The sequence below is a fragment of the Streptococcus sp. ST14 genome (genome assembly GCF_046098195.1).
Taxonomy (GTDB): domain Bacteria; phylum Bacillota; class Bacilli; order Lactobacillales; family Streptococcaceae; genus Streptococcus.
Genome location: NZ_JBJUSF010000002.1, coordinates 104443 through 129596, shown reverse-complemented (window position 1 = coordinate 129596; position 25154 = coordinate 104443). Strand labels below are relative to the sequence as shown.

The window sequence follows — 25154 nt, the reverse complement described above, 5'->3', positions numbered from 1 at the left end:
AGCCGTAGGTTGCTCAAAGCACTGCTTTGAGGTTGTAGATAGAACTGACGAAGTCAGTAACATATATACGGCAAGGCGAAGCTGACGTGGTTTGAAGAGATTTTCGAAGAGTATTATTCTTCATCTGGTGTGAGGATCATTGGGATGATAATCGGTTCACGTTCTGTATTTTCATAAAGGAAGGGGCGAATAGCGTTGACAATGGCACCATTGACAGATTGCACGCTAGCATCCTTATTTTTCAGTGCGATACGAATGGCATTGAAGAGGATGCGTTGGCTTTGGCGAATCAAGTCGCCAGACTCTCTCATGTAGACAAAGCCTCGACTGAGGATATCTGGACCAGACAGAATCATCTGCGATTTGAAGTCAACAGTTGCGACTGCCAGAACGACACCGTCTTCAGATAGATCGCGACGATCTTTGAGGACAGCAGCACCGATTTCACCGATACGATTTCCATCGACATAGATGTCTTGGGCGTTGAAATGACCTGCGATACGAGCTGAGTCAGCAGTAAGGGCAAGCACATCACCATTGCTCATGATAAAGATATTGTTCTTTTCAACACCAGTATCCACCGCTAGCCCAGCGTGGACTTTTTGCATGCGGTATTCACCGTGGACAGGCATGAAGTATTTTGGCTTAATCAAGCGGAGCATGAGTTTTTGCTCTTGCTGACCACCGTGTCCAGATGTATGGATATTGTTAACCTTACCGTGGATAACTTCGACACCAGCTTCTGAAATAATATTGATCAGCTTGTTGACGCTAGTAGTGTTTCCAGGGATTGGACTTGAAGAGAAGATAACTGTATCACCAGGTTGGAGTTGTACCTGACGGTGGGTTCCGTTGGCGATACGAGAGAGGGCCGCCATCGGTTCCCCCTGACTACCTGTACAGAGGATGAGAACCTCGCCTGCAGGGTAGTCTTTGATTTCATTTGGCTCGATAAAGGTTCCCTTAGGAGCTTTGATGTAGCCAAGATCGATTCCGTTGACAATGGCCTTTTCCATAGAACGACCAAAGACCGCAATCTTACGTCCAGTCTTAACAGCAGCTTCTGTTGCTTGTTGAAGACGGAAGATATTTGAGGCAAAGGATGCAAAGATGATACGTCCTTCGATGCCTTGGATAATCTTCATGATGGACTGGCCAACGACTTTTTCAGAGTTGGTAAAGGTTGGCACTTCTGCATTTGTCGAGTCAGACAGGAGACAGAGCACGCCTTCTTCACCAAGAGCAGCCATACGGTACAAATCTGCTGGTTCACCAACTGGTGTTAAGTCAAACTTGAAGTCACCCGTACAGACAATTTTCCCTTGAGGAGTATGAATGACAATCCCTAAAGGCTCTGGAATAGAGTGAGTCGTTCTAAAGAAAGTTGCCTTGAGATTTTTAAAGGTCAACTCAGTGTTGTGGTTGATTTCGTAAAGTTTGGCGTTGCGCAAGAGGCCGTGTTCTTCGAGTTTCCCACGGATCAAAGCCAAGGCAAGTGGTCCAGCATAGATAGGGACATTTGCTTGCTTGAGAAGGAATGGAATCCCACCGATGTGGTCCTCGTGTCCGTGGGTAATCAAAACAGCCTTGATGCGGTCGATATTGTCCACGATGTAAGAGTAGTCAGGAATGACATAGTCGATACCAAGCAAGTCATCTTCTGGGAATTTAATCCCAGCATCGACGATGATAATCTCATCTTGGTATTCAATTCCGTAAGTGTTTTTCCCGATTTCTCCCAGACCACCGATGGCAAAAACGCCGACTTCTTCATGTTTAAGAGTATAGGCCATATTAGAACTCCGTAATTTCGAAGGCGCCAGTTTCTTTTTCGTAATCTAGCAATTTGTCAGACAAGAGTTCGATATATTCGATATTGTACTCTGGGCGATTTTCTTCGACAAGTTGGCGAGCAGCGATACGGCCCTCAAGTTCTGAGCTGGCATCGATGTCTAGGTAAAGTGCGCGTGTTGTTTCACGTCGTGGGCTACGTTCTTTTGTTTCTTGATAAAAAACTTTGTAAATCATATAGTTCCTTTCTATTTTACAGGTCAGCTTATTCCAAACTTTTAGCATAGATTTGCTTGATTTCATTCCATTTTGTGTCTAGATTGACCTTGATTCGTTACAATTATTTCAATTATACCACAAAATGAAAAATTAGTAAAAGACGGAAACGAGAAAGTCATGGGACGATTTGTTGGGTAAGCGCTTGCAAAAATAAAGAAAATATGTTATCTTGATAATGGAAGTGAAATTTATTGTTTGTCATAATTCCATATAGATTTTAAGTCAAGGAGGTTGCCCTATGTATAACTTATTTGCTTTTGCTATCGGAGCTCGCTTGGTAGCTTTTATTGTTTTTGTTGCTTGCGTTTATGCGGGGAATCTTCTATTTGCCAAACTGGAACAACGACAAACCAAGTTCTTGTGGAAAATTACCTTTGTGACTCTCTACTCGCTTTTTCTCCTCCTCGTAACCTATGTCGTTTGGTTTGTATTTTACTTTGGATTAAATGCTTAGATGCCCTGCTCATGCTGGGGCATTTTTGTTTGGGGATATAGAGATAGTAGATTTACGACACGAAAATTCCACCCCATCTATCAAGATGAGGTGGTCTTTGCATTTTTCTAAAATGACATGACAATCGAATTTTCATAGCTTATTAGTTTTATGTTAATGATTCTTCTGTTCAAAAATAGAGTTGAAGCATAAAAATAAAACAATACAAACAGATAAATCGAATGGTAAAGGGATAGTAGTAATATTTAAATCATTGAGAATGCTGAGCAAACTGTAAGAGATGAAGACAATAAAATTTATCCTTCTAAAAATGTGTTTCTTATCTAGCATGACTTACCAAACTTTTTACGAAGGTCTTTTCCAATGGTATAACCTGCCATAAATAAAGCGATACCAACACCTACACCAAAGCCACCCTTTATTTCTTGCAATTCCTTATTAGAAATTTCACAATAGTTGTTCAAATCTTTCATCATATTAATCTCCTCCTAAAAAATAACCAGCTGCCAAACCAGAACCTATAAGTGCTGTTCCACCTGCAATAGCTTTCCAAGATACTGCTACTCCAAAGATAACCAAGGGAGCGAGACCGCCATCAATATCTGATAATTCATTTTCAGATAAGGATAAAAATTGATTGTCAAGAACGTCAAAATTTGTCATTGAACTTTCCTCCTTTTTTCTTGTTCACTTTTATATTCGTAAAAGAAAAGGAAAAGTGAACATTTTTTTAAATTATTTTTAGTTAAGTGAGGGCACTCTTGTTTAGGGATAAAGAAAATTCCCATGTGCCAGCTTTTGTAGTATAATAGTAAGCAGACAAAAAGATAGGAATGTGTTATGAAAGTATTAGCTTTTGATACGTCCAGCAAGGCTCTTTCTCTCGCTATTTTAGAGGACAAGCAGGTTCTTGCCGAGACGACGATTAATATTAAGAAAAATCACAGTATTACCCTCATGCCTGCCATCGATTTTTTGATGTCGAGTCTGGACCTGACACCCAAGGATTTGGACCGAATCGTGGTAGCGGAAGGGCCAGGTAGCTACACAGGCTTGCGAATTGCGGTAGCCACTGCTAAGACTTTGGCTCATACCTTGAACATTGAGTTAGTTGGTATGTCGAGCCTCTTGGCTCTGGTGCCCTACCAACAAGAAGGTTTGTTTGTCCCCTTGATGGATGCGCGTCGCAATAATGTTTATGCAGGATTTTATGAAAATGCTAAATCTGTCATGCCAGAAGCGCACCTATCTTTTGAAGAGGTGCTAGAAAAAGTCAAAGGTGCTAGTCAGGTAACCTTTGTCGGAGAAATTGGAACCTTTGTGGAGCAGATTCAAGAACATTTGCCAAGGACTGATTACAAAGAAACCTTGCCTAATGCAGCCAATCTTGCTCTTTGGGCCTGGGACAAGGAAGCAGATTCCTTGCACGACTTTGTGCCGAACTACCTCAAACGTGTTGAGGCTGAGGAAAACTGGCTCAAGAATCACACCGAGTCTGGCGAATCCTACATTAAACGCTTATGATAGAAATCAAACGAACTCAACAGCAACCTGATCTGGCTCAAGCCATCTACGCTGTTATGATAGCTGTTTACCCAGTCAGTCCTTGGACGCTGGAACAAATTCAAGCAGACCTGTCCCAAGATCAGACTTGGTATGCTCTGGCTTATGATGGGGCAGAAGTGATTGGCTTTCTAGCTGTGCAGGAGAATCTTTTTGAGGCAGAAGTTCTGCAAATCTCTGTCAAACAAACCTATCAGGGTAAGGGGATTGCATCAGCCTTGTTTGCTCAATTGCCGACAGACAAGGAGATTTTCCTCGAAGTCAGAAAGTCAAATCAACGAGCGCAAGCATTTTACAAGAAAGAAAAGATGGCAGTCATCGCTGAGCGAAAGGCCTACTACCATGACCCAGTCGAGGACGCCATCATCATGAAGAGAGAAATAGATGAAGGATAGATATATTTTAGCATTTGAGACATCCTGTGATGAGACCAGTGTCGCCGTCTTGAAAAACGACGATGAGCTCTTGTCCAATGTCATTGCGAGTCAAATTGAGAGTCACAAACGTTTTGGGGGCGTAGTGCCAGAAGTAGCCAGTCGTCACCATGTCGAGGTTATTACAGCCTGCATCGAGGAGGCGCTAGCAGAAGCAGGGATTACTGAAGAGGACTTAACAGCTGTGGCTGTTACCTACGGACCAGGCTTGGTCGGAGCACTGCTAGTTGGTTTGTCAGCTGCCAAGGCCTTTGCTTGGGCTCATGGACTTCCGCTGATCCCCGTGAATCACATGGCTGGTCACCTCATGGCGGCTCAGAGCGTTGAGCCTTTGGAGTTTCCCTTGCTAGCTCTCTTGGTCAGCGGTGGGCACACGGAGTTGGTCTATGTTTCTGAGGCTGGGGATTATAAGATTGTTGGGGAAACGCGGGATGATGCAGTTGGTGAGGCCTATGATAAGGTCGGTCGTGTCATGGGCTTGACCTATCCAGCAGGTCGCGAGATTGATGAGCTAGCTCATCAGGGGCAGGATATTTATGACTTTCCTCGTGCTATGATTAAAGAAGACAATCTGGAGTTCTCATTCTCAGGTTTGAAGTCTGCCTTTATCAATCTTCACCACAATGCCGAGCAAAAGGGAGAAAGCTTGTCCAAGGAAGACCTGTCAGCGTCCTTCCAAGCAGCTGTTATGGACATTCTCATGGCCAAAACCAAGAAGGCTTTAGAAAAATACCCTGTTAAAACCCTAGTTGTGGCAGGTGGCGTGGCAGCTAATAAAGGTCTCAGAGAACGCCTGGCAGCTGAAATCACCGATGTCAAGGTCATCATCCCACCCCTGCGCCTTTGTGGAGATAATGCAGGTATGATTGCCTATGCTAGTGTTAGCGAATGGAACAAAGAAAACTTCGCAGGCTTGGAACTCAATGCCAAACCGAGCCTGGCTTTTGATACCATGGAATAGAGAGTTAGCCTAAGGTTGACTCTTTTATCTTGGACAAATCCTAACCTTTTTTGTATAGTAGAAATATGAAGTTTACAAAAATAATCAGTGGTTTGCTTGCTCTTGGAGCATTATTCGTACTTTTATCAGCTTGCCAGAATATCAAAAAGACACAACTGGTCTTGTTTGAATCTATTTCTTTCGGCATGTCTCCTAAATCTTTTGAAGAGGTATTTGGAGAAGCTGATAAAGTGGTTGAGGAAACAGAAATGGCCTATCGCGATACTTGGCGTGCAGAAGACCCTTATTTCTATAAAACAGGTCGCCTTTTCTACCACTATGAGCAGATTACTTTGAAGGGTTATACTGGTCGAGCAACCTTTACATTTTCAAAATCGCATCTCTTAGAAGAAGCAACGACTCATTTTCCTCTTGCCTCAAAAGCTGAGCAGCAAGCATTGCTCGATAACCTATCCCAGACTGTAAAAAAAGAACTTGAAGAACTCCCAGATTACCAGTCCATGACAACTGATACAGTAGGCCTCTATGATGACGGTTATCGCTACAAGGTCAAGTTGAAGGGACAACAGTGGGAACTCTGGGTTGATGTCTATCCAACAGAAAATAAATATGCTACAGACACAGAAACCGATAAGTATACTATCCGAGTGGATCAATTTCTCATGTATCCATGATACTTCCTCTTGAATACTTTTTGCTGATACTTAGTTTCGAATCCGAAACTTTTTTCTCTTCTTTGAATATGTTATAATAGTCCGTGCTGTGGCTGTGATGACGAACAGCCTCGATTGGAGAGAATATGAGGAGAAGGATGAAAGAAAAAGGATTTTGGGAAGGTGCGCGGGCAGCCATGCCGACTGCCCTTGGCTATGTCAGCATTGGCCTGGCTTGTGGGATTATTGGCGCGCCCTATGTGACACCTGTTGAGATGGGCTTGATGAGCCTCTTTGTTTATGCTGGGAGCGCCCAGTTTGCCATGTTGGCATTGATTGCGGTCCAAGCACCTGTAGCAGCCATTGCCATGACAGTCTTTTTAATCAATTTACGACTCTTTTTGCTGAGCTTGCATGCGTCGACCTATTTCCGTCATACCAGCCTCTGGCAAAATATCGGTATGTCTAGTCTCTTGACAGATGAGACTTACGGGGTTTTGATGGGAGAATTAGCCCATACAGACAAGGTCAATCCTATGTGGATGCATGGGAATAATCTCAACAGTTATGTAGCTTGGTTTGTTGGGACAGTTGTTGGGACAGCTCTAGGTGGTTTACTGCCAAATCCAGAAATCTTTGGCCTTGATTTTGCCCTTGTGGGAATGTTTATCGGGATTTTTGCTTCGCAGTTCCAGATTATGCAAAGACGGATTCCTGTCCGCAATCTGCTGAAAATCATAGCAGTTGTTACGGTGTCTTTCTTTTTGCTCTTGACAGTGGTGTCTCAGTCTCTAGCTGTTCTATTTGCGACGCTACTTGGTTGTACGATGGGGGTGGTCTTAGATGGTCAGTAAATATCTTTTGTTAGCCGTTATCTTTTCGGGCCTAGTGACTTGGATTCCCCGTATGATTCCCTTCATCTTGGTTAAGTACAAGGGGTTACCAGCTATCGTTGAGCGTTTTTTGAAGTTCTTGCCTGTTTCCATTATCTTTGCCTTGATCCTTTCAAGCGTAGTGACCGGAAAGGCTGGCAGCCTTCCTCAGATCAAATGGCTGGACTTTTTAGCAGTCTTTCCAACGGCTTGGGTAGCCTTTCGCTACCGCAATCTAGTTGGTACGGTTCTTTTTGGAGTAGTCTTGATTGCAGTCTTACGTCTGGTCTTTTAGTCAGCCATAAAAAAAACCTATCACCGAGATAGGTATCATATAATGGCGAAAAAAAATATTTTCTGTTAAGATAGTAAAGTATTCTATTTTGGAGGAAATGACATGAAAAAAATCGTCAAATATTCATCTCTTGCTGCTCTAGGACTTGTTGCCGCAGGTGTACTAGCAGCTTGCTCAGGCGGAGATAAGAAAGATACTGCAACTAGCGAAGCAACATCTGGTAAAAAAGAAATCGTCGTAGCAACTAATGCTACACCAAAACCATTCAACTATGAAGAAAATGGCGAATTGACTGGTTACGAAATTGAAGTGGTTCGCGCTATCTTTAAAGACTCTGACAAGTATGATGTCAAGTTTGAGAAGACAGAGTGGTCAGGAGTCTTTGCAGGACTTGATGCCGACCGTTACAATATGGCTGTTAGCAACATCAGCTACACTAAAGAACGTGCTGAAAAATACCTTTATGCAGCTCCAACTGCTAAAAACCCTAACGTTCTTGTAGTGAAAAAAGATGACCCTAGCATCAAATCGCTTGATGATATCGGTGGAAAATCAACAGAAGTTGTTCAAGGGACAACTTCTGCTAAACAGCTAGAAGACTACAACAAACAACATTCAGATAATCCAACTGTCCTAAAGTATACTAAAGCGGACTTCCAACAAATCATGGGACGCTTGAGCGATGGCCAGTTTGACTACAAGATTTTTGATAAAATCGGTGTTGAAACAGTCATCAAGGACCAAGGTTTGGACAACTTGAAAGTGATCGAACTTCCAAGCGACCAACAACCTTACGTTTACCCACTTCTTGCTAAAGGTCAAGATGAGTTGAAATCATTTGTAGACAAACGTATCCAAGAACTCTACCAAGACGGAACTCTTGAAAAATTGTCTAAACAGTTCTTCGGAGACACTTATCTCCCAGCAGAAGCTGATATTAAATAGTCGTATGAAATCATCCAGTCTGAGAAAGGCGGATGATTTCTCAATGTTTGGGTATATAGTTTCAAACTATATGTCTGCCTATCTAATAACAATTTGCTAAATCAAATAAAGTATGAGATACTATTACGGTATCATTTTTAAAGGAGAAAGAATCATGAAAATTAAAAAATGGCTCGGTGTAGCAGCTCTTGCTACAGTTGCAGGTTTGGCTCTTGCAGCTTGCGGAAATTCAGAAAAGAAAGCAGACAACGAAACAGTTGTCAAAATTGCAACAGTTAACCGTAGCGGTTCTGAAGAAGCGCGTTGGGATAAAATCCAAGAATTGGTTGAAAAAGATGGAATTAAATTGGAATTCACAGAGTTCACAGACTATTCACAACCAAACAAGGCAACTGCTGATGGCGAAGTAGACTTGAATGCTTTCCAACACTACAACTTCTTGAACAACTGGAACAAAGAAAACGGGAAAGACCTTGTAGCGATTGCAGATACCTACATCTCACCAATCCGCCTTTACTCAGGTAAAAATGGGGAAGAAAACAAGTATACCAAAGTGGAAGAAATCCCAGATAACGGTGAAATCGCCGTACCAAACGATGCAACAAACGAAAGCCGTGCACTTTACTTGCTTCAATCAGCTGGTTTGATCAAATTGGATGTTTCTGGAACTGCACTTGCAACAGTTGCTAACATCACAGAAAATCCAAAGAACTTGAAGATTACTGAATTGGATGCTAGCCAAACAGCTCGTTCATTGTCATCAGTTGATGCTGCCGTTGTAAACAATACCTTCGTTACAGAAGCAAAATTGGACTACAAGAAAGCACTCTTCAAAGAACAAGCTGATGAAAACTCAAAACAATGGTACAACATCATTGTTGCGAAAAAAGATTGGGAATCATCACCTAAGGCTGATGCCATCAAGAAAATTATCGCAGCTTACCACACTGATGAAGTGAAAAAAGTTATCGAAGAAACATCAGACGGTTTGGACCAACCAGTTTGGTAATAAGACACAGGGAGGTGGGAGAGAGTTTCCACCTCTTGCTTTTGTATAGAGAGTTGATTTTAAAGAGGCACTTGTGGTCGTTCTGAGGACACAAGTACGTAGTAGAAAGAGAGAGAAAATGGTTTTTCCTAGCGAACAAGAGCAGATTGAAAAATTTGAGAAGGATCATGTGGCCCAACATTATTTTGAAGTTTTGCGTACCTTGATTTCCAAGAAATCAGTCTTTGCCCAGCAGGTCGGGCTCAAGGAAGTCGCAAACTATCTGGGTGAGATTTTCAAGCGTGTGGGAGCGGAAGTTGAGATTGATGAGAGCTACACAGCGCCTTTTGTCATGGCACATTTCAAGAGTTCGCGTCCAGATGCTAAGACTTTGATCTTCTATAACCACTATGACACCGTACCAGCGGACGGAGATCAGATCTGGACAGAGGATCCCTTTACACTTTCTGTGCGAAATGACTTTATGTATGGGCGTGGGGTTGACGACGACAAGGGGCACATCACGGCTCGTTTGAGTGCTCTGAGAAAGTATATGCAGCACCACGATGACCTGCCAGTCAATATCAGCTTTATCATGGAAGGGGCAGAGGAGTCTGCTTCTATGGATTTAGACAAGTATTTAGAGAAACACGCAGACAAACTCCGAGGAGCAGATTTGCTAGTTTGGGAGCAAGGAACTAAAAATGCTTTGGAGCAGTTAGAAATTTCTGGTGGAAACAAAGGAATCGTGACCTTTGATGCCAAGGTGAAAAGTGCGGATGTGGACATTCACTCGAGTTATGGAGGTGTCGTGGAGTCAGCACCATGGTATCTTATCCAGGCCTTAAGTAGCCTACGTGCAGCAGATGGACGTATCTTAGTAGAAGGCTTGTACGAGGATGTCCAAGAGCCGAATGAACGGGAACTAGCCTTGGTGGATACCTATGCACAAGGCAATCCTGGGGAAATCAGTCGCATTTACGGCTTGGAATTGCCTCTCTTACAAGAGGAGCGCGCTGCCTTTCTCAAACGTTTCTTTTTTGAACCTGCACTCAATATAGAGGGAATCCAGTCAGGTTATCAAGGTCAGGGTGTTAAGACTATTTTGCCAGCAGAAGCTAATGCCAAGCTAGAAGTTCGTCTGGTTCCTGGCTTAGAACCACATGATGTTCTGGAAAAAATTCGGAAACAGCTAGACAAAAATGGTTTTGATAAGGTAGAATTATATTATACCTTGGGAGAGATGAGCTATCGAAGCGATATGAGTGCGCCAGCCATTCTCAATGTCATCGAGTTGGCCAAGAAATTCTATCCACAGGGCGTTTCAGTCTTGCCGACTACAGCGGGGACAGGACCTATGCATACGGTCTTTGACGCCCTAGAGGTACCTATGGTAGCCTTCGGTTTAGGGAATGCCAATAGCCGAGACCACGGTGGAGATGAAAACGTGCGGATCGCCGATTACTACACCCATATTGAATTAGTAGAGGAGCTGATTAGAAGCTATGAGTAGAGATATTATCAAGTTAGATCAGATCGATGTGACCTTTCACCAAAAGAAGAGAACCATCACAGCGGTCAAGGATGTGACCATTCACATCCAAGAAGGGGATATCTACGGAATCGTTGGATATTCTGGAGCAGGGAAATCAACCCTTGTACGGGTGATTAACCTCTTGCAAAAGCCATCTGCTGGGAAAATTACCATTGATAACGACGTCATTTTTGATGGTAAGGTGACCTTGACAGCAGAGCAGTTGCGTCGTAAGCGTCAAGACATTGGGATGATTTTCCAGCATTTCAACCTGATGAGTCAAAAGACAGCAGAGGAAAATGTAGCCTTTGCCCTCAAACACTCTGAACTCAGCAAGGAAGAAAAGAAGGCTAAAGTTGCTAAGTTGTTGGACTTGGTTGGCTTGGCGGATCGTGCTGAAAACTACCCTTCACAACTATCTGGAGGGCAAAAACAGCGCGTGGCCATTGCGCGTGCCTTGGCCAATGATCCAAAAATTTTGATTTCAGATGAGTCAACGTCTGCCCTTGACCCTAAGACAACCAAGCAGATTTTGGCCTTGTTGCAAGATTTGAATCAAAAATTAGGCTTGACTGTTGTTTTGATTACGCATGAAATGCAGATTGTCAAAGACATTGCCAACCGTGTGGCAGTTATGCAGGATGGGCATTTGATTGAAGAGGGCAGTGTCCTTGAAATCTTCTCAGACCCTAAACAACCTTTGACCCAGGACTTTATCTCAACAGCCACAGGTATTGACGAAGCCATGGTTAAGATTGAGAAGCAAGAAATCGTAGAACACTTATCTGAGAACAGTATTTTAGTGCAGCTCAAGTATGCAGGGGCTTCGACAGACGAGCCACTTTTGAATGAATTGTACAAGCATTACCAAGTAACAGCTAATATTCTCTATGGGAATATCGAAATCCTCGATGGTACTCCTGTTGGAGAATTGGTGGTGGTCTTGTCAGGTGAAAAAGCAGCGCTAGCAGGTGCTCAAGATGCCATCCGTCAAGCGGGTGTCCAGTTAAAAGTATTGAAGGGAGGACAGTAAGATGACAGACTTGATTCAAACTTACTTACCAAATGTCTATAAAATGGGCTGGGCTGGTCAAGCAGGCTGGGGAACAGCCATCTACCTAACCCTTTATATGACAGTTCTTTCCTTCATCATCGGAGGGTTCTTGGGGCTGGTGGCAGGTCTTTTCCTCGTCTTGACAGCACCAGGAGGTGTCTTGGAAAATAAGGTTATCTTTTGGATTTTAGATAAGATTACCTCTATTTTCCGTGCGGTTCCCTTCATCATCCTCTTAGCAATCATGTCGCCACTTTCTCACTTGATTGTGAAGACTAGCATCGGGCCAAATGCAGCCCTTGTCCCACTTTCTTTTGCAGTCTTTGCCTTCTTTGCCCGTCAGGTGCAGGTGGTCTTGGCTGAGCTGGATGGCGGTGTCATTGAGGCAGCTCAAGCGAGCGGAGCGACCTTCTGGGATATCGTGGGTGTTTACCTATCAGAAGGTCTTCCAGATTTGATTCGTGTGACGACTGTGACCTTGATTTCCCTTGTTGGGGAAACGGCTATGGCGGGAGCAGTTGGAGCTGGTGGTATCGGTAACGTAGCCATTGCTTATGGATTTAACCGCTACAATCACGATGTGACCATCTTGGCAACTATCATTATTATTTTGATTATCTTTACGATCCAGTTCTTGGGAGATTTCTTGACCAAGAAACTAAGTCATAAATAATGGAAGGAGTTCAACGGGACTCCTTTTTGTTTTCTCACCGAAATGCAAGAAGGATAAAGCTTCTTTTTAGAAATATGCTATAATAAACAAAGGTCCCCAATTAGCAAATCAGAAAGTTTGCTGTAGAAGGGATGATAATGTAAAGGAGTTTGGCTGGTATGAATTATTTTGAGGGGAATGATTTCTTCCTTCTCTTATTTGTAGTTTTACTGATTGGTTTTGTGGTAAACTTTTTTGAAAAACGTAAGGACTACTATATTTTGGCACTCTCTCTCTTATTTGCAGGAGCTATCTATGGTAAGAGTCGAGCGATGATTGTCTATTTGCTCGCCTTTATCGTTTACCAGTATTTTCTGGTTTTTCTAGCGCAGCGGATAGAGGCAAAGTGGCTGAAACCACTGGTTTTCCTTTCCATTCTTCCTTTGGTAATCAATAAAGTCTTTGCCCTGACTTCTCTGCATTTGTTGGCCTTTATTGGAATTTCCTATATGTCCTTTAAGACCATTCAGATCATGCTAGAAATATCGGATGGCTTGATCAAAGAAAAAATCAGTGTAAAAGATTACCTACAGTTTTTGCTCTTTTTCCCGACAGTTAGTGCTGGTCCGATTGATCGGAGTAGGAGATTTTTAAAAGAGATAAACGAGGTCATGCCCCGAAAAGAGTATCTAGAGTTAGCAGGGGACGGTGTGTATCGTATCGTTCTAGGCCTTTTTTACAAGGTTGTTTTATCAACCTATGTTTACCAGATGTTACTCGCTCTAAATAATACTGGCACAGTCGCTTATTCAATCAAGTATATGTACCTCTATACCTTGTATCTGTTCTTTGACTTTGCAGGCTATAGTCTAATGGCCGTTGGAAGTAGTAATATTCTAGGTATTCAGACACCGATGAACTTTAACAAACCTTTCTTGAGTGTTGATATCAAGGATTTTTGGACCAGATGGCATATCACCTTGTCGGCCTGGTTGAGAGATTTTGTATTTTCAAGAGTATTGATGCAGGTTATCAGGAAAAAATGGTTCAAAAATAGGCTACACAATGCAACCTATGCCTATATGGTCAATATGTTGGTCATGGGTTTTTGGCATGGTCTTAGCGTTAGCTACATTGTTTATGGTTTTTACCATGGTGTCTTGATGGCTGGATTTGAAGTGTATCAAAAGAAAAGCAATTTTTATAAGAAAAATAAAAACAAAAACTGGTATAAGCTACTAAGTTGGTTTGTGACCATGCATTTGGTTATGATTGGTTTCTTTATCTTTTCGGGTGAACCCTATAAAATCTTACTGTCGATTTTAAAGAGATAAGAGATTGAAAAGAAATTGGCTAGATCGAAGGGATAGGATAAAACGAGATGATTAAATTAAAAGCATTTTTACTATCGCTTGTGCTCGTAATTGCGACGCTTGCCCTTTTAAATGTGACGTATGTCAAGAAGATTGATGATTATTATAAAGTCAAGGATAACAGTATTCGTTACAGCACTTCGTATGAAAAGTATAAAAGTAGAGATATTCTAACAAGCAATATCACCCCCAATACACTGGTTCTAATGGGTTCCTCAGAGTTGGTTGCGACGATAAATGAGGACTATCATCCAAATAAAATTTTTAACTACAACGATTTTAATATCATGCAGATTGGGACCAGTTATTCTCAAAACATCATTCAGGCTACGACCTTGGGCTCTATTGAAGGATCAATGAGTAAGCGAAAAGTAGCTATAGTAGAGTCGGTTCAGTGGTTTGAAAAAGATGGGACCCATCAAGATGCCTTTTTGAACAAGGCTTCTCAGGAACATATTTTCCACATGCTAGATAATGACAAGATTAGTAAAGAAACGAAAGAAAAACTAATCAATCGGATTATCGAGATTACCAAAGGAAACAAGCAACAAAACGACATCTACAAAAAATACAAAAGTTATTTCATAGATGGAAAAGGAACCATTGTCGATAAAAAACTACTAGAGTTAGATAACGCGATGTATTCCTTTAAGCTCAAACGAAAATTTTATGAAAATCATGAGAAATCAGATTATCCTTCACTAGGAGACAAAACCCCAGACTATGATTGGGAAAAGATGACGGATCAGTTTGTGGAAGAGGTCAAAAAGAAAACAGACAATAATGACTATGCTGTTGATAATAACTACTACAATACTTACTTAAAAGATCGCTATGCATCGCTGAAAGATTCTAATAAAGATTTGAGCTAACTAGAGTCACCTGAATATTCAGATATGGAACTTTTCTTGACGGTTGCTAAAGAATTGGGCATTGAAGTTGAGGTTATTATTTTCCCAGTAAACGGGAAATGGAATGACTACACTGGTGTCTCAAGAGAGATGCGAGAAAAAACTTATAAAAAAATAGAAGATGTCGCAAAAAGCCATGGTGCAACCGTATTAAACTATGGAAACAGAGAGTATGATGATTACTTTTTATTTGACGTGATGCACGTTGGAGTGAAAGGATGGATGGAAGTTGAAAAAGAACTTTACAAATTTGCAAACCAAGCTAACTAACACACATCGTTTAATCTTGTGGACACTATTTTTCTATACGGTCATCTTGAGCATCGTGATTTACTGTTTTGTGACCGATTTTTCGAATATTCAAGAATTTATCTATAGTGAATTCTAAGATTGTATACAAAAAGGCCCTGGAACTACGTATTGCTAGTCTTCAGGGCTTTTAGCTTATAGTTTATCAGCTATTTTTTGACTTAGAAATTGCCCAACCAAAGCCCCAATCAAGGCACCTACGAGGATGCTCGAAACAAAGAGAAGGATTTTGTCCAACTCTGGAGCGACCATGATACGGTCAATGTATTCTTGGGATTTCCCACGTGCAAGTAAGGTGGCCACGTAAGCTTTGGGACGGATCCACATGAGGAAGATAGGGCCACTTGTGCTAAAAGCAAAGACGAGGAAGGAGAGGGTGTTTTTGATTCGATCTCTGTAGTTTCCGAGACGAGCGATGGCATCTGCTGCAAGACCACAGGCGAGTCCTGGGAGAAAGGCACCAGCGCCATGCTTGCTAGCTAGGAAGAAAAGTGCCATAAAAAGTCCTAGAGTGGTGATAGCGCCAAAACGAGGGACCTTCGTCAAAAGAAGCATGTAGACACTGCCACCGACAAGGGCAGAAAAGGCCGGCGCGTAGAACATATTGCCTGTTTGATCGACCAGGTGTCCTAGGAAGACTCCAATCCCTAGACAGAGGAAATAAAGGACGGCGGCCAAGAGGGTGGTTAAGATATTTTTCTTCATGAGAATCTCCTTGATGCGAATTAACAAAACCAATTGTATCACGCTTTTTGAGGATTGTAAATGGGAGTTCTATATTTTTGAAAACGTTTGAAATATGATATAATAGTTACATCGTTAGTTTAAGGAGAGTAGCATGGGAAAATTTCTAGAATTCGTCTTTAATCGTATCTTTTTGGGAATGATTGCGACGGCTTATTTCTGGCTATTAACACTTGCAGGAGGAGTAGTCTTTGGTTTGGCACCAGCTAGTGCAACTCTTATGAGTTTGTATGCGGAGCATGGGTATACCTATCGAGCATACCATTTGAAGGAAGCTTGGGAATTGTATAAGAGTAATTTTGTCAAGAGCAATCTGGCTTTCTATAGTTTTGTGTTTGTTGATCTTGTCCTAGTTTATGGTTTGTATCTTCTAGTTCAATTGCCCCACCAGACGATTTTCCACCTTTTGGCGACCTTCCTCAACGTCCTTGTAGTTGCTCTTGTCTTTCTAGCCTACACTGTTTCCTTGAAACTTCAGGTGTACTTTGATTTATCCTACCAAAATACCTTGAAACTGTCCCTTATCGGGATTTTTATGAGCCTACCTGCGATTGCCAAGGTTTTACTCGGGTCCGCTCTCCTTGTAGGAGTTGGTTATTATATGCCTGCCTTGCTCTTTTTTGTAGGAATTGGAATGTGGCATTTCTTTATCAGTGATATGTTGGAACCTATTTATGAAAGTATCCATGAAAAATTGGCGACAAAATAGAATGAAGCAGTTTTGGATTCACTCTCTTTTACGGATTTATAGTTTGGTTATGATCGTGGTCATTGCCAGTTTTGCGATTATGCTATCGTATGCTGACTGGGATTCACGTGAGAAAGAGGCCCAACGGGTTGCAGAACGTGTGACCACTCGGACAGTGAGTGAAGTGGAATACTATCACAGAGAGTCAACCCAACTTGCTCAGTCTTTGGTTGAAAATCAGGCCCGTATCGAAGGAATTTACAAGTATTTCAGTCTCAGCACACCAGACTATTTCTATTGGCAATTAGAGCGTAAAACTTCGCCTTATATCTCTGTTTCCCTGTATGAAAATATTGATGACCTCTATGTTCGGAATGATTTTGTGACTGGAGTGGCTATTGTTCTTCAGGACTACAAGGAAGTCTATGTTTCGACTAGAGAAAAACGCAGTGGAGAGAAAATTCCTGCGGAGGATTTTAAGCCAACAGCCAATAGTTTTGCCATTCCTGTTTCCGATCCTGTGTCTGACAAGGATTTAGGAGTGATCTATATCTCCCTATCCCCAGATGTTTTACATGGCGCTATTGACAATACTCGGGGTCATATCCCAATGGCTGTAACAGTAACTTCGCCTTTTGAGACTGAGATGTTCCATATTGGGGAGAAGGTCTCAGCCGAGCGAGAAAACTGGTTTGTAGGTGTCACCTCTCACGGTTATCAGGTTCGAGTTGCTGTTCCTAAAAATTTTGTTCTTACAGGAACTTTGACGAGTTCAGCTGTCATTATTGGGCTAAGTATTCTCTTTATCATTATTTTGTACGTGACCCTTAGACAGACTTTTTCAAATTACCAAAAGCAGGTCGTAGACCTAGTAGATTCGATCGAGGTGATTGCTCAAGGGGAAGAAGGCCTTCGAATCGATACCTCTGAAAAAGACCAAGAGTTGCTTCTCATTGCAGAAACAACCAATGATATGTTGGATCGCCTGGAAAAAAATATTCACGATATCTATCAGCTAGAGCTCAGCCAAAAGGATGCCAATATGCGAGCCCTACAGGCTCAAATCAATCCTCACTTTATGTACAATACTTTGGAGTTTTTACGGATGTATGCCGTCATGCAAAGTCAGGATGAACTGGCAGATATTATCTATGAATTTAGTAGCTTGTTACGCAACAATATCTCCGACGAGCGGGAAACGACCTTGAAGCAGGAGTTGGAATTTTGCCGAAAATATAGCTATCTCTGTATGGTGCGTTATCCTAAATCCATTGCCTATGGTTTCAAGATTGCACCAGAATTGGAAGAAATGAGAATTCCAAAATTTACACTCCAACCATTAGTAGAAAACTACTTTGCCCATGGTGTTGACCATCGCAGAACAGATAATGTCATCAGTATCAAAGCCTTGAAGGGCCAAGGATTCGTTGAAATCCTAGTAGTAGATAATGGTCGGGGAATGTCCGCTGAGAAACTAGCTGCCTTGCAAGAAAAATTAACTCAGCGAAGTTTTGAACACGAAGCAAGCTATAGTGGAGAGCGGCAATCAATTGGAATAGTAAATGTACACGAACGCTTTGTTCTCTACTTTGGGGATCGCTACCAAATCAGTGTAGAGTCAGCTGAGCAAGAAGGTGTTCGTTACCATATCATCATCCAGGATGAATAGAAAGGGTAGAAATGTATAAAGTTTTATTAGTAGACGATGAGTACATGGTGACAGAGGGGCTCAAGCGATTAATCCCCTTTGAAAAATGGGATATGCAAGTCGTCGCAACAGCTAATCACGCAGATGATGCTTTGGACTATATTAAGAAAAATCCAGTAGATGTGGTCATTTCCGATGTCAACATGCCAGATAAGACCGGACTTGAGATGATTAGGGAAATGAAAGAGCTACTTCCAGATACCTATTATATCTTGCTGTCTGGTTATCAGGAGTTTGAGTACGTTAAAAAAGCCATGAACCTTAGTGTCGTGGATTATCTGGTCAAGCCAGTAGACAAGGTGGAGTTGGGCAATTTATTAGAAAAAATTGCGCAACAGCTTCAGGAAAAGGTGGAGCAAAGTCAGACCCTCAGTCAAGAATTGGATGAGACAGGATTTACGAACTACCTGTCAGGTAAAGACAGCTGGTGGATTGGTCTATCCAAGGAAAAGCAGGGTTCTTTTACCATTCCTTACTATGTTTTGGGGCAAGACTGGCAGATTTTCATCTCTGATCAACAGCTCGATGGCATCATCGTGACACCATTTGAAGCACCCTACCAGCAGTCCTTTGAGAATTGGAAGATCAACGCTGAAAAAGCCCTCTTCTACGGTTCAGTCAATCTAGAAAAATCCGAGAGTTTGTTTGCTTATTACGAGCCGATTTATCGGGTGATTATCCAAGGGAATATCAATCAAATCATCGAAGAATTAACCTTGCTAGAGAAGGTCGTCTTGGAGAATACCCCGCGCGTGGCTATCACGAAGCAGCTCTTCACCCAGTTTGTCATGGATGTCTTTCATTTGTTTGAACACCTAAAAGCAGATGATATGACCGAGATTGTAAAAGCTATTCATGCCATTAACACCTTTGAAGAATTGGTTGCCTATATCAAAGAAACCTTGACCAAGTTCTTTGGCCAGTACCGCATGAATGAAAATGTGGTGAGCGTGCTGGAGGTGATTGGGCGTGATTATCAGAAAGAGCTCTCACTGAAGGATATTAGCAAGGATCTCTTTATCAATCCTGTCTATCTCGGTCAGTTGATCAAGAGGGAAACAAACTCGACTTTTGCGGAATTGCTCAATAAACAGCGAATAAAAGCAGCGCAGCAACTTTTACTTTCAACTAGTGATAGTATAGAAGATATTTGTTATGCCGTTGGTTACAGTAATGTTGGATATTTCTATAAAGTGTTCCGAAAATTGTGCGGAAAATCGCCAAAAGCCTACCGAAAACAGGTAGAAACTACACTATAATATTTGTATTCCTTTACAAAAAGTGCTATAATATCAATAATAACATCAGGAGGTTCTATCATGAAAAAGAAACCGATTTATCTATGGGTCTTGCTAATCTTGTCTGCCCTTATTTCAGCTACGTCTCTGTTTGAACTTTTGAAGCCCTTACCTAGCAAAGAAGTCCTTCGTGCTGCTCAAAAACAAGTTGCAGGGGTCAGTGCTCAGCAGGTAGAAGATAGCATTAATTATAGCTATAGAGTAGCAGAAGCATCTCATTCTATTTTTAATGTTGCCTTGATTGTGCTATCTGCTATTTTAGTGGTAGTAGCGATTGTGTTCCTTGTTCGTAAGAATTTGCAATATGCAAACTATACTTATGTTGGCTATGTTTTGTTAGCTATTATTGGTTCAATTTATACCTATGTGACTTTGCAAGACGCTGTGCAGTTGCTTCAAGATGAGACCATGCGTTTGACAATGAGTATTGGTTCAAAAGCTGTTAGCATTTTCTATATCGTTATCAATGTTCTTTTCCTAGCCCTTGTTTTCTATAAGATTTGGCGTCAACAGAAAGCCTTGGCAGAAGAAGAGGAAACAGAAGATCTTGCCTAAGTATTGACAAAAAAGAACTATCAAGATATAATCTTGGTAGTTCTTTTTCGATTAAAAATAAAATCATGGAGGTACATATGAAGACAATTTCTTTAGTTTATATCAGTCTAAGCGGCAACACTGAGAGTTTTGTGACGCGCTTGAAAGACTATCTCTTGTCCCAGTACGAGGGAATTGAGGTTCAAAAGATTCATATCAAGGATTTGGTCAAAGAAGGCCAAGATTTCTATGAAATGGACCATCCTTACGTTGCTTTTTTGCCGACCTATCTCGAAGGTGGGAATGGCGTGGATAACGGAGATGTCGAGATTTTGACGACACCAGTGGGAGATTTTATCGCCTATGGTGATAATGCTAGTAAGTGTTTTGGCGTGGTTGGTTCAGGAAATCGTAATTTTAATAACCAATACTGCCTGACAGCCAAGCAATATAGTCAACGTTTTGACTTTCCTGTCTTGGCTGACTTTGAAATGCGAGGCATACTGGAAGATATCAAACGTGTCGCAGCGATTATCGCAGATTTGTATGAGTTGGAAAAGGAGAATTAAAGTTGATATAAGAGGTGGTTGGAGTTTTTCAACTGTTTTTTTGAGTATAAACAGTCTTTAAGAACGTAAAAAAGCATAAGTTCAGGTCTTCAAAACCTTGTTCTTATGCTTTTTATCATAGAAATATTTGCTGAATTTTCTCTTGAAATGAAACCTTATCTTCATCTCGCACTTTGTCGATTATCCTGCTTTTCCGATGGCAAGTGCATAGATAAAGAAAATAGCAAAGCCAAAGAGGAAAATCAATCCTGCGATAGCGAGGAGTTTTAGCCAAGAAGGAAGATTTTTATTCTCACGTGTTACCAAGGCGTAGTTTAAAAGAGCGAAGAATGGTGTTGTCAGGAAAGAACCAATCATAGCAAAGCGGAGCATGGTTGAAACCTGACCAGCGAAGAACTTGATAATGACGATACCGATGATAGCAGTGATGGTCATCCAGATGTTCAAAGATTTGCGAGTATCCTCTTTTTGACGAATCAAGAGTCGTAGGGATTCCTGATTGACACGAGAGTAGCCATCGATAACGGTGATGACCGTTCCAAAGATACAAAGAAAGGCGATAAAGGTGATCAAATAACGGGACCATTCTCCAAGAACAGAGGCATACATACCCACAAATTGAGAGATGTATTTGGCTGAAGCAGCTTCAACTGCCTGCCCGGTAGGATACTGAATCAGTGCTCCTAGTGCCACGAAGAATACAGCTAGGATAGCAGTTCCAATGTAACCAACGTTAAAGTCGAAAAGAGCGTCCGCTGTATTAAAGTTGACGGTCTTTTTCTTTTCAGCAGACCAGAGTGAATTGATGGCTGAAATTTCAATAGGGGCAGGCATCCATCCTAAGAGGGAAACGATAAAAGGGAGTGCCGCCATTTGCCAAGGTGTCTTTTCGACAAAATCAGAGCTGTATTCAGGATGCTTAATTGCTGCAATGATAACTGCAAGAACAGTTGCAATGGTCAAAGCAGACATGATCCATTTTGCCATACCATCCAATAGTTTATAGCCACCAAAGAGTAGCATGGCCCAAATGACTGCAACAAGGATAAGGGACCATTGAGTGATGCTAAGACCAATCATTGGAAAAGCGCTAGCGATGATGGCTGAGCAAAGGATAGCGACTCCAGCTGTATTAACCATGGCAGAGAAGACGTTGAGGACAAAGAAAATCCAGAGATAGAGTTTCCCTTTTTCGGCATAGCCTTCCACCAAGGTTTTGCCAGTGTCGGCAGTATATTCGGCACCAAAACGGAAAAATGGATATTTAAAAACATTGGCCAAGATAACCAAGAGGAGTAGTGACCAACCATAAGAACCACCAGCTTGAGTAGAGGATACAATGTGAGAACCTCCAACGGCAGCAGAAGCCATTAGGATTCCTGGCCCCATTGCCTTTAGTTTGCTTGCCCAGGTTGACTGGTTTGATAACGTAACTTGTGACATAATAAACACTCCTATTTTTGAATTTTCAGAATAATCTGAATAGATAGCTACTATTCTACAAAAAACTTAAAGGAAATGCAAGAATATTTTGAAAAAACACAGAAAATTACAGAAAACTTTACATGCATTAATGAAATTTCTCCAAGGAGAATATAGTTAAGGCTAAAAAATCCGAGAAGAAAGCTTCTCGGATTTTGATTATTTCAATTGATCTGTGACGTCTTTTGAGAGCAACATTCCCAGATGGTAAGTTTTATTGATATGTGCAATGACATCATTGATATTTTCAGTCGTGTGAATTTTCTCTTTGATGTCAGACCTAAATGTCTCGTCCTTCAAGAGTTGCTCTTGGTAGAGTCTTTGAAGTCTTTCCTTCTCGTACTTATTGAGCAGAAAAAGGAAAACCAAGCTAAGTACAACGAGGATATAAGCATATTGGCTCATAGGAAATCTCCCAGTGTGATAAAGAAATAGTAAAAGTGAATAAATTGTTTCATTAAACAGCTGCAAGGCCGAACAAAATATAAATGTTATTTTGCCTCAATCTTTCAGATTGCTTTCAAGTAATTTAAAAGATTACGACATGAGCCTAACCAAATCGATATTATTTGGTTAGGTGAATTAGTGAAGCGTTTAGGCAATTCGTACTGGTTACGACGTCATGGGCTCTAAATCGATTATATTTAGGGACCATGACTAGTGAAGCGCCTAGCCAAAGTCCGAATAGGATTTGGCGTTAGTTACTTAGATTGCTCTGCAATCAAGTAACTTTGGCGATTTACATCTTCTCCGGCGCTTCTACTCCGAGCAAACGAAGAGCTTCTTTGAGGACGACTGCGGTTGCGTAGCTGAGGGCCAGACGACTGTCGCGCTCAGGACTTTCATCTAGGATACGTGTATGTGCATAATATTTGTTAAATGCTTGAGCCAAACTAATCGCAAATTTCGCAATGATAGAAGGTTCAAAGTTATCTGCTGCACGATTGATAATACGTGGAAAGTCCTGGAGTAGCTTAATGATTTCCCAGCTTTCAGCATCGTTCAAGCTGTAGTTGCCAGCTGCATCTGGTTTGAAATCGGCTTTGCGCAAGATAGATTGGATACGAGCGTAGGCGTATTGAACGTAAGGTCCAGTTTCTCCTTCAAAGGATACCATAGCTTCAAGGTCGAAGTCATATCCATTTGTACGGTCTGTCTTAAGATCATAGAACTTGATGGCCCCAACTCCAACAGCGTGGGCAACTTGGTCTTTATTTTCTAACTCAGGATTTTTCGCTTCGATTTGGGCCTTGGCACGACTAACAGCCTCTGCAATAGTAGGCTCTAGTAAGATGACATTTCCTTTACGAGTAGAGAGTTTTTTCCCTTCTTTTGTTACCAATCCAAACGGAACATGGACAATGTCTTGGCTCCAATCGTAGCCCATCTCTTGTAGTACTGCCTTGAGTTGTTTGAAGTGGGCAGATTGCTCTTGACCAACAACATAGATGGATTTTGCAAATTGGTATTCGTTTTTACGGTAAAGGGCTGCAGCCAAGTCACGTGTGATATAGAGAGTTGCACCATCAGATTTTTTGATAAGGGCTGGATGTTCAATCCCATATTTCTCAAGATTGACAACTTGGGCTCCTTCTGACTCAACAAGAAGTCCTTTTTCAGCGAGAATGTCTACAACAGCATCCATCTTATCGTTGTAAAAGGCTTCCCCGTTGTAGCTGTCAAAATCAACCTTCAATTCATTGTAAAGGCGGTTGAATTCCACTAAACTTTCATCACGGAACCATTGCCAGAGAGCGAGGGCTTCCTCATCTCCATTTTCCAGTTTACGGAACCATTCGCGTGCTTCTTCATCCAAGCTAGGGTCTTTTTCAGCTTCAGCATTGATGCGAACGTAGAGTTTAAGAAGTTCATCGATTGGATGCGCTTTAACGGCTTCCTCATTTCCCCATTTCTTGTAGGCAACAATCAACATTCCAAACTGTTTGCCCCAGTCTCCTAGGTGGTTGACCTTGACCGTTTGATAACCGATTTTTTGGAAAATATGTGACAAGCTATCTCCGATAACCGTTGAACGCAAGTGCCCAATAGAGAATGGTTTTGCGATATTGGGACTAGACATGTCGATAACAACATTTTCTTGTTTACCAATATGTTGGTCAGCATAGTGTTCTTTTTGAGTAATAACAGCTTGCAATACTTGAGTAGAAATGGCATTTTTATCAAGGAAAAAGTTGACGTAAGGTCCTGTTGCGACAACCTTTTCAAAGGCTTGGCTGTTAATTTTTTCAGCCAGTTCAGTAGCAATCATTTGAGGTGCTTTACGTTCGACTTTTGCAAGAGAAAAAGCAGGGAAAGCGATGTCTCCCATTTCTGAGTTTTTAGGGGTTTCCAGTAAATTTAAAATAGCCTCTTGGTCCAGGCTATCAATGACGCTAGCCAACTCGCTAGCAATCAATTCTTTTGTATTCATTAAGAGCTCCTTTTTGGACTTTTCTACTATTTTATCACAATTTTAAAGAAAGAAGAAAAAATTTTTGAAATCTCCTGTTTTTTTGGTATAATATAGTTATAAAATTAGTTATAAATATTCATATAAGAGGATTTTATGAGAAAAAGAGATCGTCATCAGTTAATAAAAAAAATGATTACTGAGGAGAAATTAAGTACACAAAAAGAAATTCAAGATCGGTTGGAGGCACACAATGTCTTTGTGACGCAGACAACCTTGTCTCGTGATTTGCGCGAAATCGGCTTGACCAAGGTCAAGAAAAATGATATGGTGTATTATGTACTAGCAAATGAGACAGAAAAGATTGATTTGGTGGAATTTTTGTCTCATCATTTAGAAGGTGTTGCAAGAGCAGAGTTTACCTTGGTGCTTCATACCAAATTAGGAGAAGCCTCTGTTTTGGCAAATATTGTAGATGCAAACAAGGATGAATGGATTTTAGGAACAGTTGCTGGTGCTAATACCTTATTGGTCATTTGTCGAGACCAGCACGTTGCCAAACTCATGGAAGATCGTTTGCTAGATTTGATGAAAGATAAGTAAGGTCTTGGGAGTTGCTCTCAAGACTTATTTTTAACAAGGAGAGACGGAAA

At 41.4% G+C, this 25154-nt stretch carries 27 protein-coding genes and 1 pseudogene; 20 read left to right on the top strand and 8 right to left on the bottom strand.

The features are described from left to right. Positions 1-113 precede the first annotated feature (113 nt). Positions 114-1793 carry a ribonuclease J1 gene (rnjA, locus tag ACIY19_RS01310; protein WP_409002492.1) on the bottom strand — a complete coding sequence of 560 codons (1680 nt, stop codon included), beginning with the start codon at positions 1791-1793 and terminating at the stop codon, positions 114-116. Position 1794: 1 nt separating this feature from the next. Then, positions 1795-2028 (bottom strand): DNA-dependent RNA polymerase subunit epsilon, encoded by a 234-nt coding sequence (locus ACIY19_RS01305; protein ID WP_000639572.1) that lies wholly within the window; start codon positions 2026-2028, stop codon positions 1795-1797. Positions 2029-2308: 280 nt separating this feature from the next. Here ACIY19_RS01305 and ACIY19_RS01300 point away from each other — a divergent pair, with 280 nt between their 5' ends. After that, positions 2309-2524: a hypothetical protein gene (locus ACIY19_RS01300; protein WP_000282475.1), complete on the top strand. Its 216-nt coding sequence runs from the start codon at positions 2309-2311 to the stop codon at positions 2522-2524. A 323-nt stretch (positions 2525-2847) separates the two neighbouring features. Here ACIY19_RS01300 and cibB read toward each other — a convergent pair whose 3' ends face one another. Next, positions 2848-3000, bottom strand: a complete 153-nt coding sequence (gene cibB, locus ACIY19_RS01295; protein WP_000974044.1) for a fratricide two-peptide bacteriocin subunit CibB — start codon at positions 2998-3000, stop codon at positions 2848-2850. Position 3001: 1 nt separating this feature from the next. Further along, positions 3002-3187, bottom strand: a complete 186-nt coding sequence (gene cibA, locus ACIY19_RS01290) for a fratricide two-peptide bacteriocin subunit CibA (protein WP_000180841.1) — start codon at positions 3185-3187, stop codon at positions 3002-3004. A 177-nt stretch (positions 3188-3364) separates the two neighbouring features. Between cibA and tsaB the strand changes: the two genes are divergently transcribed. The 13 genes and pseudogenes from tsaB (at position 3365) to dltD (ending at position 15029) form a co-directional block, all read left to right on the top strand. Next, positions 3365-4048 carry a tRNA (adenosine(37)-N6)-threonylcarbamoyltransferase complex dimerization subunit type 1 TsaB gene (gene tsaB, locus ACIY19_RS01285; protein WP_409002491.1) on the top strand — a complete coding sequence of 228 codons (684 nt, stop codon included), beginning with the start codon at positions 3365-3367 and terminating at the stop codon, positions 4046-4048. Next, entirely contained in the window at positions 4045-4482 is a 438-nt protein-coding gene (gene rimI / locus ACIY19_RS01280) for a ribosomal protein S18-alanine N-acetyltransferase (RefSeq protein WP_409002490.1), read from the top strand. Before tsaB ends, rimI begins: the two co-directional genes overlap by 4 nt. Then, entirely contained in the window at positions 4472-5482 is a 1011-nt protein-coding gene (gene tsaD, locus ACIY19_RS01275; protein ID WP_409002489.1) for a tRNA (adenosine(37)-N6)-threonylcarbamoyltransferase complex transferase subunit TsaD, read from the top strand. Before rimI ends, tsaD begins: the two co-directional genes overlap by 11 nt. Positions 5483-5547: 65 nt before the next feature. Beyond that, positions 5548-6156 carry a hypothetical protein gene (locus ACIY19_RS01270; RefSeq protein WP_409002488.1) on the top strand — a complete coding sequence of 203 codons (609 nt, stop codon included), beginning with the start codon at positions 5548-5550 and terminating at the stop codon, positions 6154-6156. 176 nt (positions 6157-6332) lie between these two features. Then, positions 6333-6989, top strand: a complete 657-nt coding sequence (locus ACIY19_RS01265; protein WP_409002494.1) for an AzlC family ABC transporter permease — start codon at positions 6333-6335, stop codon at positions 6987-6989. Further along, on the top strand, positions 6979-7302 hold the full coding sequence (locus ACIY19_RS01260; protein WP_033630451.1) for an AzlD domain-containing protein: 324 nt from the start codon (positions 6979-6981) through the stop codon (positions 7300-7302). The genes ACIY19_RS01265 and ACIY19_RS01260 overlap by 11 nt, the downstream gene beginning before the upstream one ends. A 102-nt stretch (positions 7303-7404) precedes the next feature. Next, the gene (locus ACIY19_RS01255) at positions 7405-8247 is read left to right on the top strand and encodes an amino acid ABC transporter substrate-binding protein (protein ID WP_049550183.1); all 843 of its coding nucleotides are present in this window, start codon (positions 7405-7407) and stop codon (positions 8245-8247) included. 154 nt (positions 8248-8401) lie between these two features. Beyond that, positions 8402-9256: a MetQ/NlpA family ABC transporter substrate-binding protein gene (locus ACIY19_RS01250; protein ID WP_000694527.1), complete on the top strand. Its 855-nt coding sequence runs from the start codon at positions 8402-8404 to the stop codon at positions 9254-9256. Between the two features lie 118 nt (positions 9257-9374). Next, positions 9375-10748, top strand: coding sequence for a M20 family metallopeptidase (locus tag ACIY19_RS01245; RefSeq protein WP_409002487.1), 1374 nt, complete (start codon positions 9375-9377; stop codon positions 10746-10748). Next, positions 10741-11802, top strand: coding sequence for a methionine ABC transporter ATP-binding protein (locus ACIY19_RS01240; RefSeq protein WP_409002486.1), 1062 nt, complete (start codon positions 10741-10743; stop codon positions 11800-11802). The genes ACIY19_RS01245 and ACIY19_RS01240 overlap by 8 nt, the downstream gene beginning before the upstream one ends. Before the next feature lies 1 nt (position 11803). Then, a complete protein-coding gene (locus tag ACIY19_RS01235) occupies positions 11804-12496 on the top strand; it encodes a methionine ABC transporter permease (protein WP_235080581.1) in 693 nt (230 codons plus the stop codon). A gap of 158 nt (positions 12497-12654) precedes the next feature. Further along, positions 12655-13809, top strand: coding sequence for a D-alanyl-lipoteichoic acid biosynthesis protein DltB (dltB, locus tag ACIY19_RS01230; RefSeq protein ID WP_409002485.1), 1155 nt, complete (start codon positions 12655-12657; stop codon positions 13807-13809). 47 nt (positions 13810-13856) lie between these two features. Then, positions 13857-15029: pseudogene (dltD, locus tag ACIY19_RS01225) on the top strand (D-alanyl-lipoteichoic acid biosynthesis protein DltD). A 174-nt stretch (positions 15030-15203) separates the two neighbouring features. Here dltD and ACIY19_RS01220 read toward each other — a convergent pair. After that, positions 15204-15773: an MptD family putative ECF transporter S component gene (locus ACIY19_RS01220; RefSeq protein ID WP_000739505.1), complete on the bottom strand. Its 570-nt coding sequence runs from the start codon at positions 15771-15773 to the stop codon at positions 15204-15206. Positions 15774-15906: 133 nt separating this feature from the next. Between ACIY19_RS01220 and ACIY19_RS01215 the strand changes: the two genes are divergently transcribed. From ACIY19_RS01215 to nrdI, 5 genes are all read left to right on the top strand, one after another. Beyond that, positions 15907-16521 carry a YesL family protein gene (locus tag ACIY19_RS01215; protein ID WP_000514460.1) on the top strand — a complete coding sequence of 205 codons (615 nt, stop codon included), beginning with the start codon at positions 15907-15909 and terminating at the stop codon, positions 16519-16521. Next, the gene (locus ACIY19_RS01210; RefSeq protein ID WP_409002484.1) at positions 16499-18169 is read left to right on the top strand and encodes a sensor histidine kinase; all 1671 of its coding nucleotides are present in this window, start codon (positions 16499-16501) and stop codon (positions 18167-18169) included. The genes ACIY19_RS01215 and ACIY19_RS01210 overlap by 23 nt, the downstream gene beginning before the upstream one ends. An 11-nt stretch (positions 18170-18180) precedes the next feature. Further along, complete coding sequence (locus ACIY19_RS01205; RefSeq protein ID WP_409002483.1) at positions 18181-19467, top strand: response regulator; 1287 nt, start codon at positions 18181-18183, stop codon at positions 19465-19467. A gap of 60 nt (positions 19468-19527) precedes the next feature. Then, positions 19528-20061: a hypothetical protein gene (locus tag ACIY19_RS01200; protein ID WP_033685596.1), complete on the top strand. Its 534-nt coding sequence runs from the start codon at positions 19528-19530 to the stop codon at positions 20059-20061. 77 nt (positions 20062-20138) lie between these two features. Beyond that, positions 20139-20609: a class Ib ribonucleoside-diphosphate reductase assembly flavoprotein NrdI gene (gene nrdI, locus ACIY19_RS01195; protein ID WP_409002482.1), complete on the top strand. Its 471-nt coding sequence runs from the start codon at positions 20139-20141 to the stop codon at positions 20607-20609. 180 nt (positions 20610-20789) lie between these two features. Here nrdI and ACIY19_RS01190 read toward each other — a convergent pair whose 3' ends face one another. From ACIY19_RS01190 to argS, 3 genes are all read right to left on the bottom strand, one after another. Continuing rightward, positions 20790-22052 (bottom strand): NRAMP family divalent metal transporter, encoded by a 1263-nt coding sequence (locus ACIY19_RS01190; RefSeq protein WP_409002481.1) that lies wholly within the window; start codon positions 22050-22052, stop codon positions 20790-20792. Between the two features lie 198 nt (positions 22053-22250). Then, positions 22251-22496 carry a hypothetical protein gene (locus ACIY19_RS01185; protein ID WP_000084865.1) on the bottom strand — a complete coding sequence of 82 codons (246 nt, stop codon included), beginning with the start codon at positions 22494-22496 and terminating at the stop codon, positions 22251-22253. Positions 22497-22830: 334 nt separating this feature from the next. Further along, positions 22831-24522, bottom strand: coding sequence for an arginine--tRNA ligase (argS, locus tag ACIY19_RS01180; RefSeq protein WP_409002480.1), 1692 nt, complete (start codon positions 24520-24522; stop codon positions 22831-22833). A 135-nt stretch (positions 24523-24657) separates the two neighbouring features. Here argS and argR point away from each other — a divergent pair, with 135 nt between their 5' ends. Further along, entirely contained in the window at positions 24658-25104 is a 447-nt protein-coding gene (gene argR / locus ACIY19_RS01175) for an arginine repressor (RefSeq protein WP_001231476.1), read from the top strand. The last annotated feature ends 50 nt before the right edge of the window (positions 25105-25154 follow it).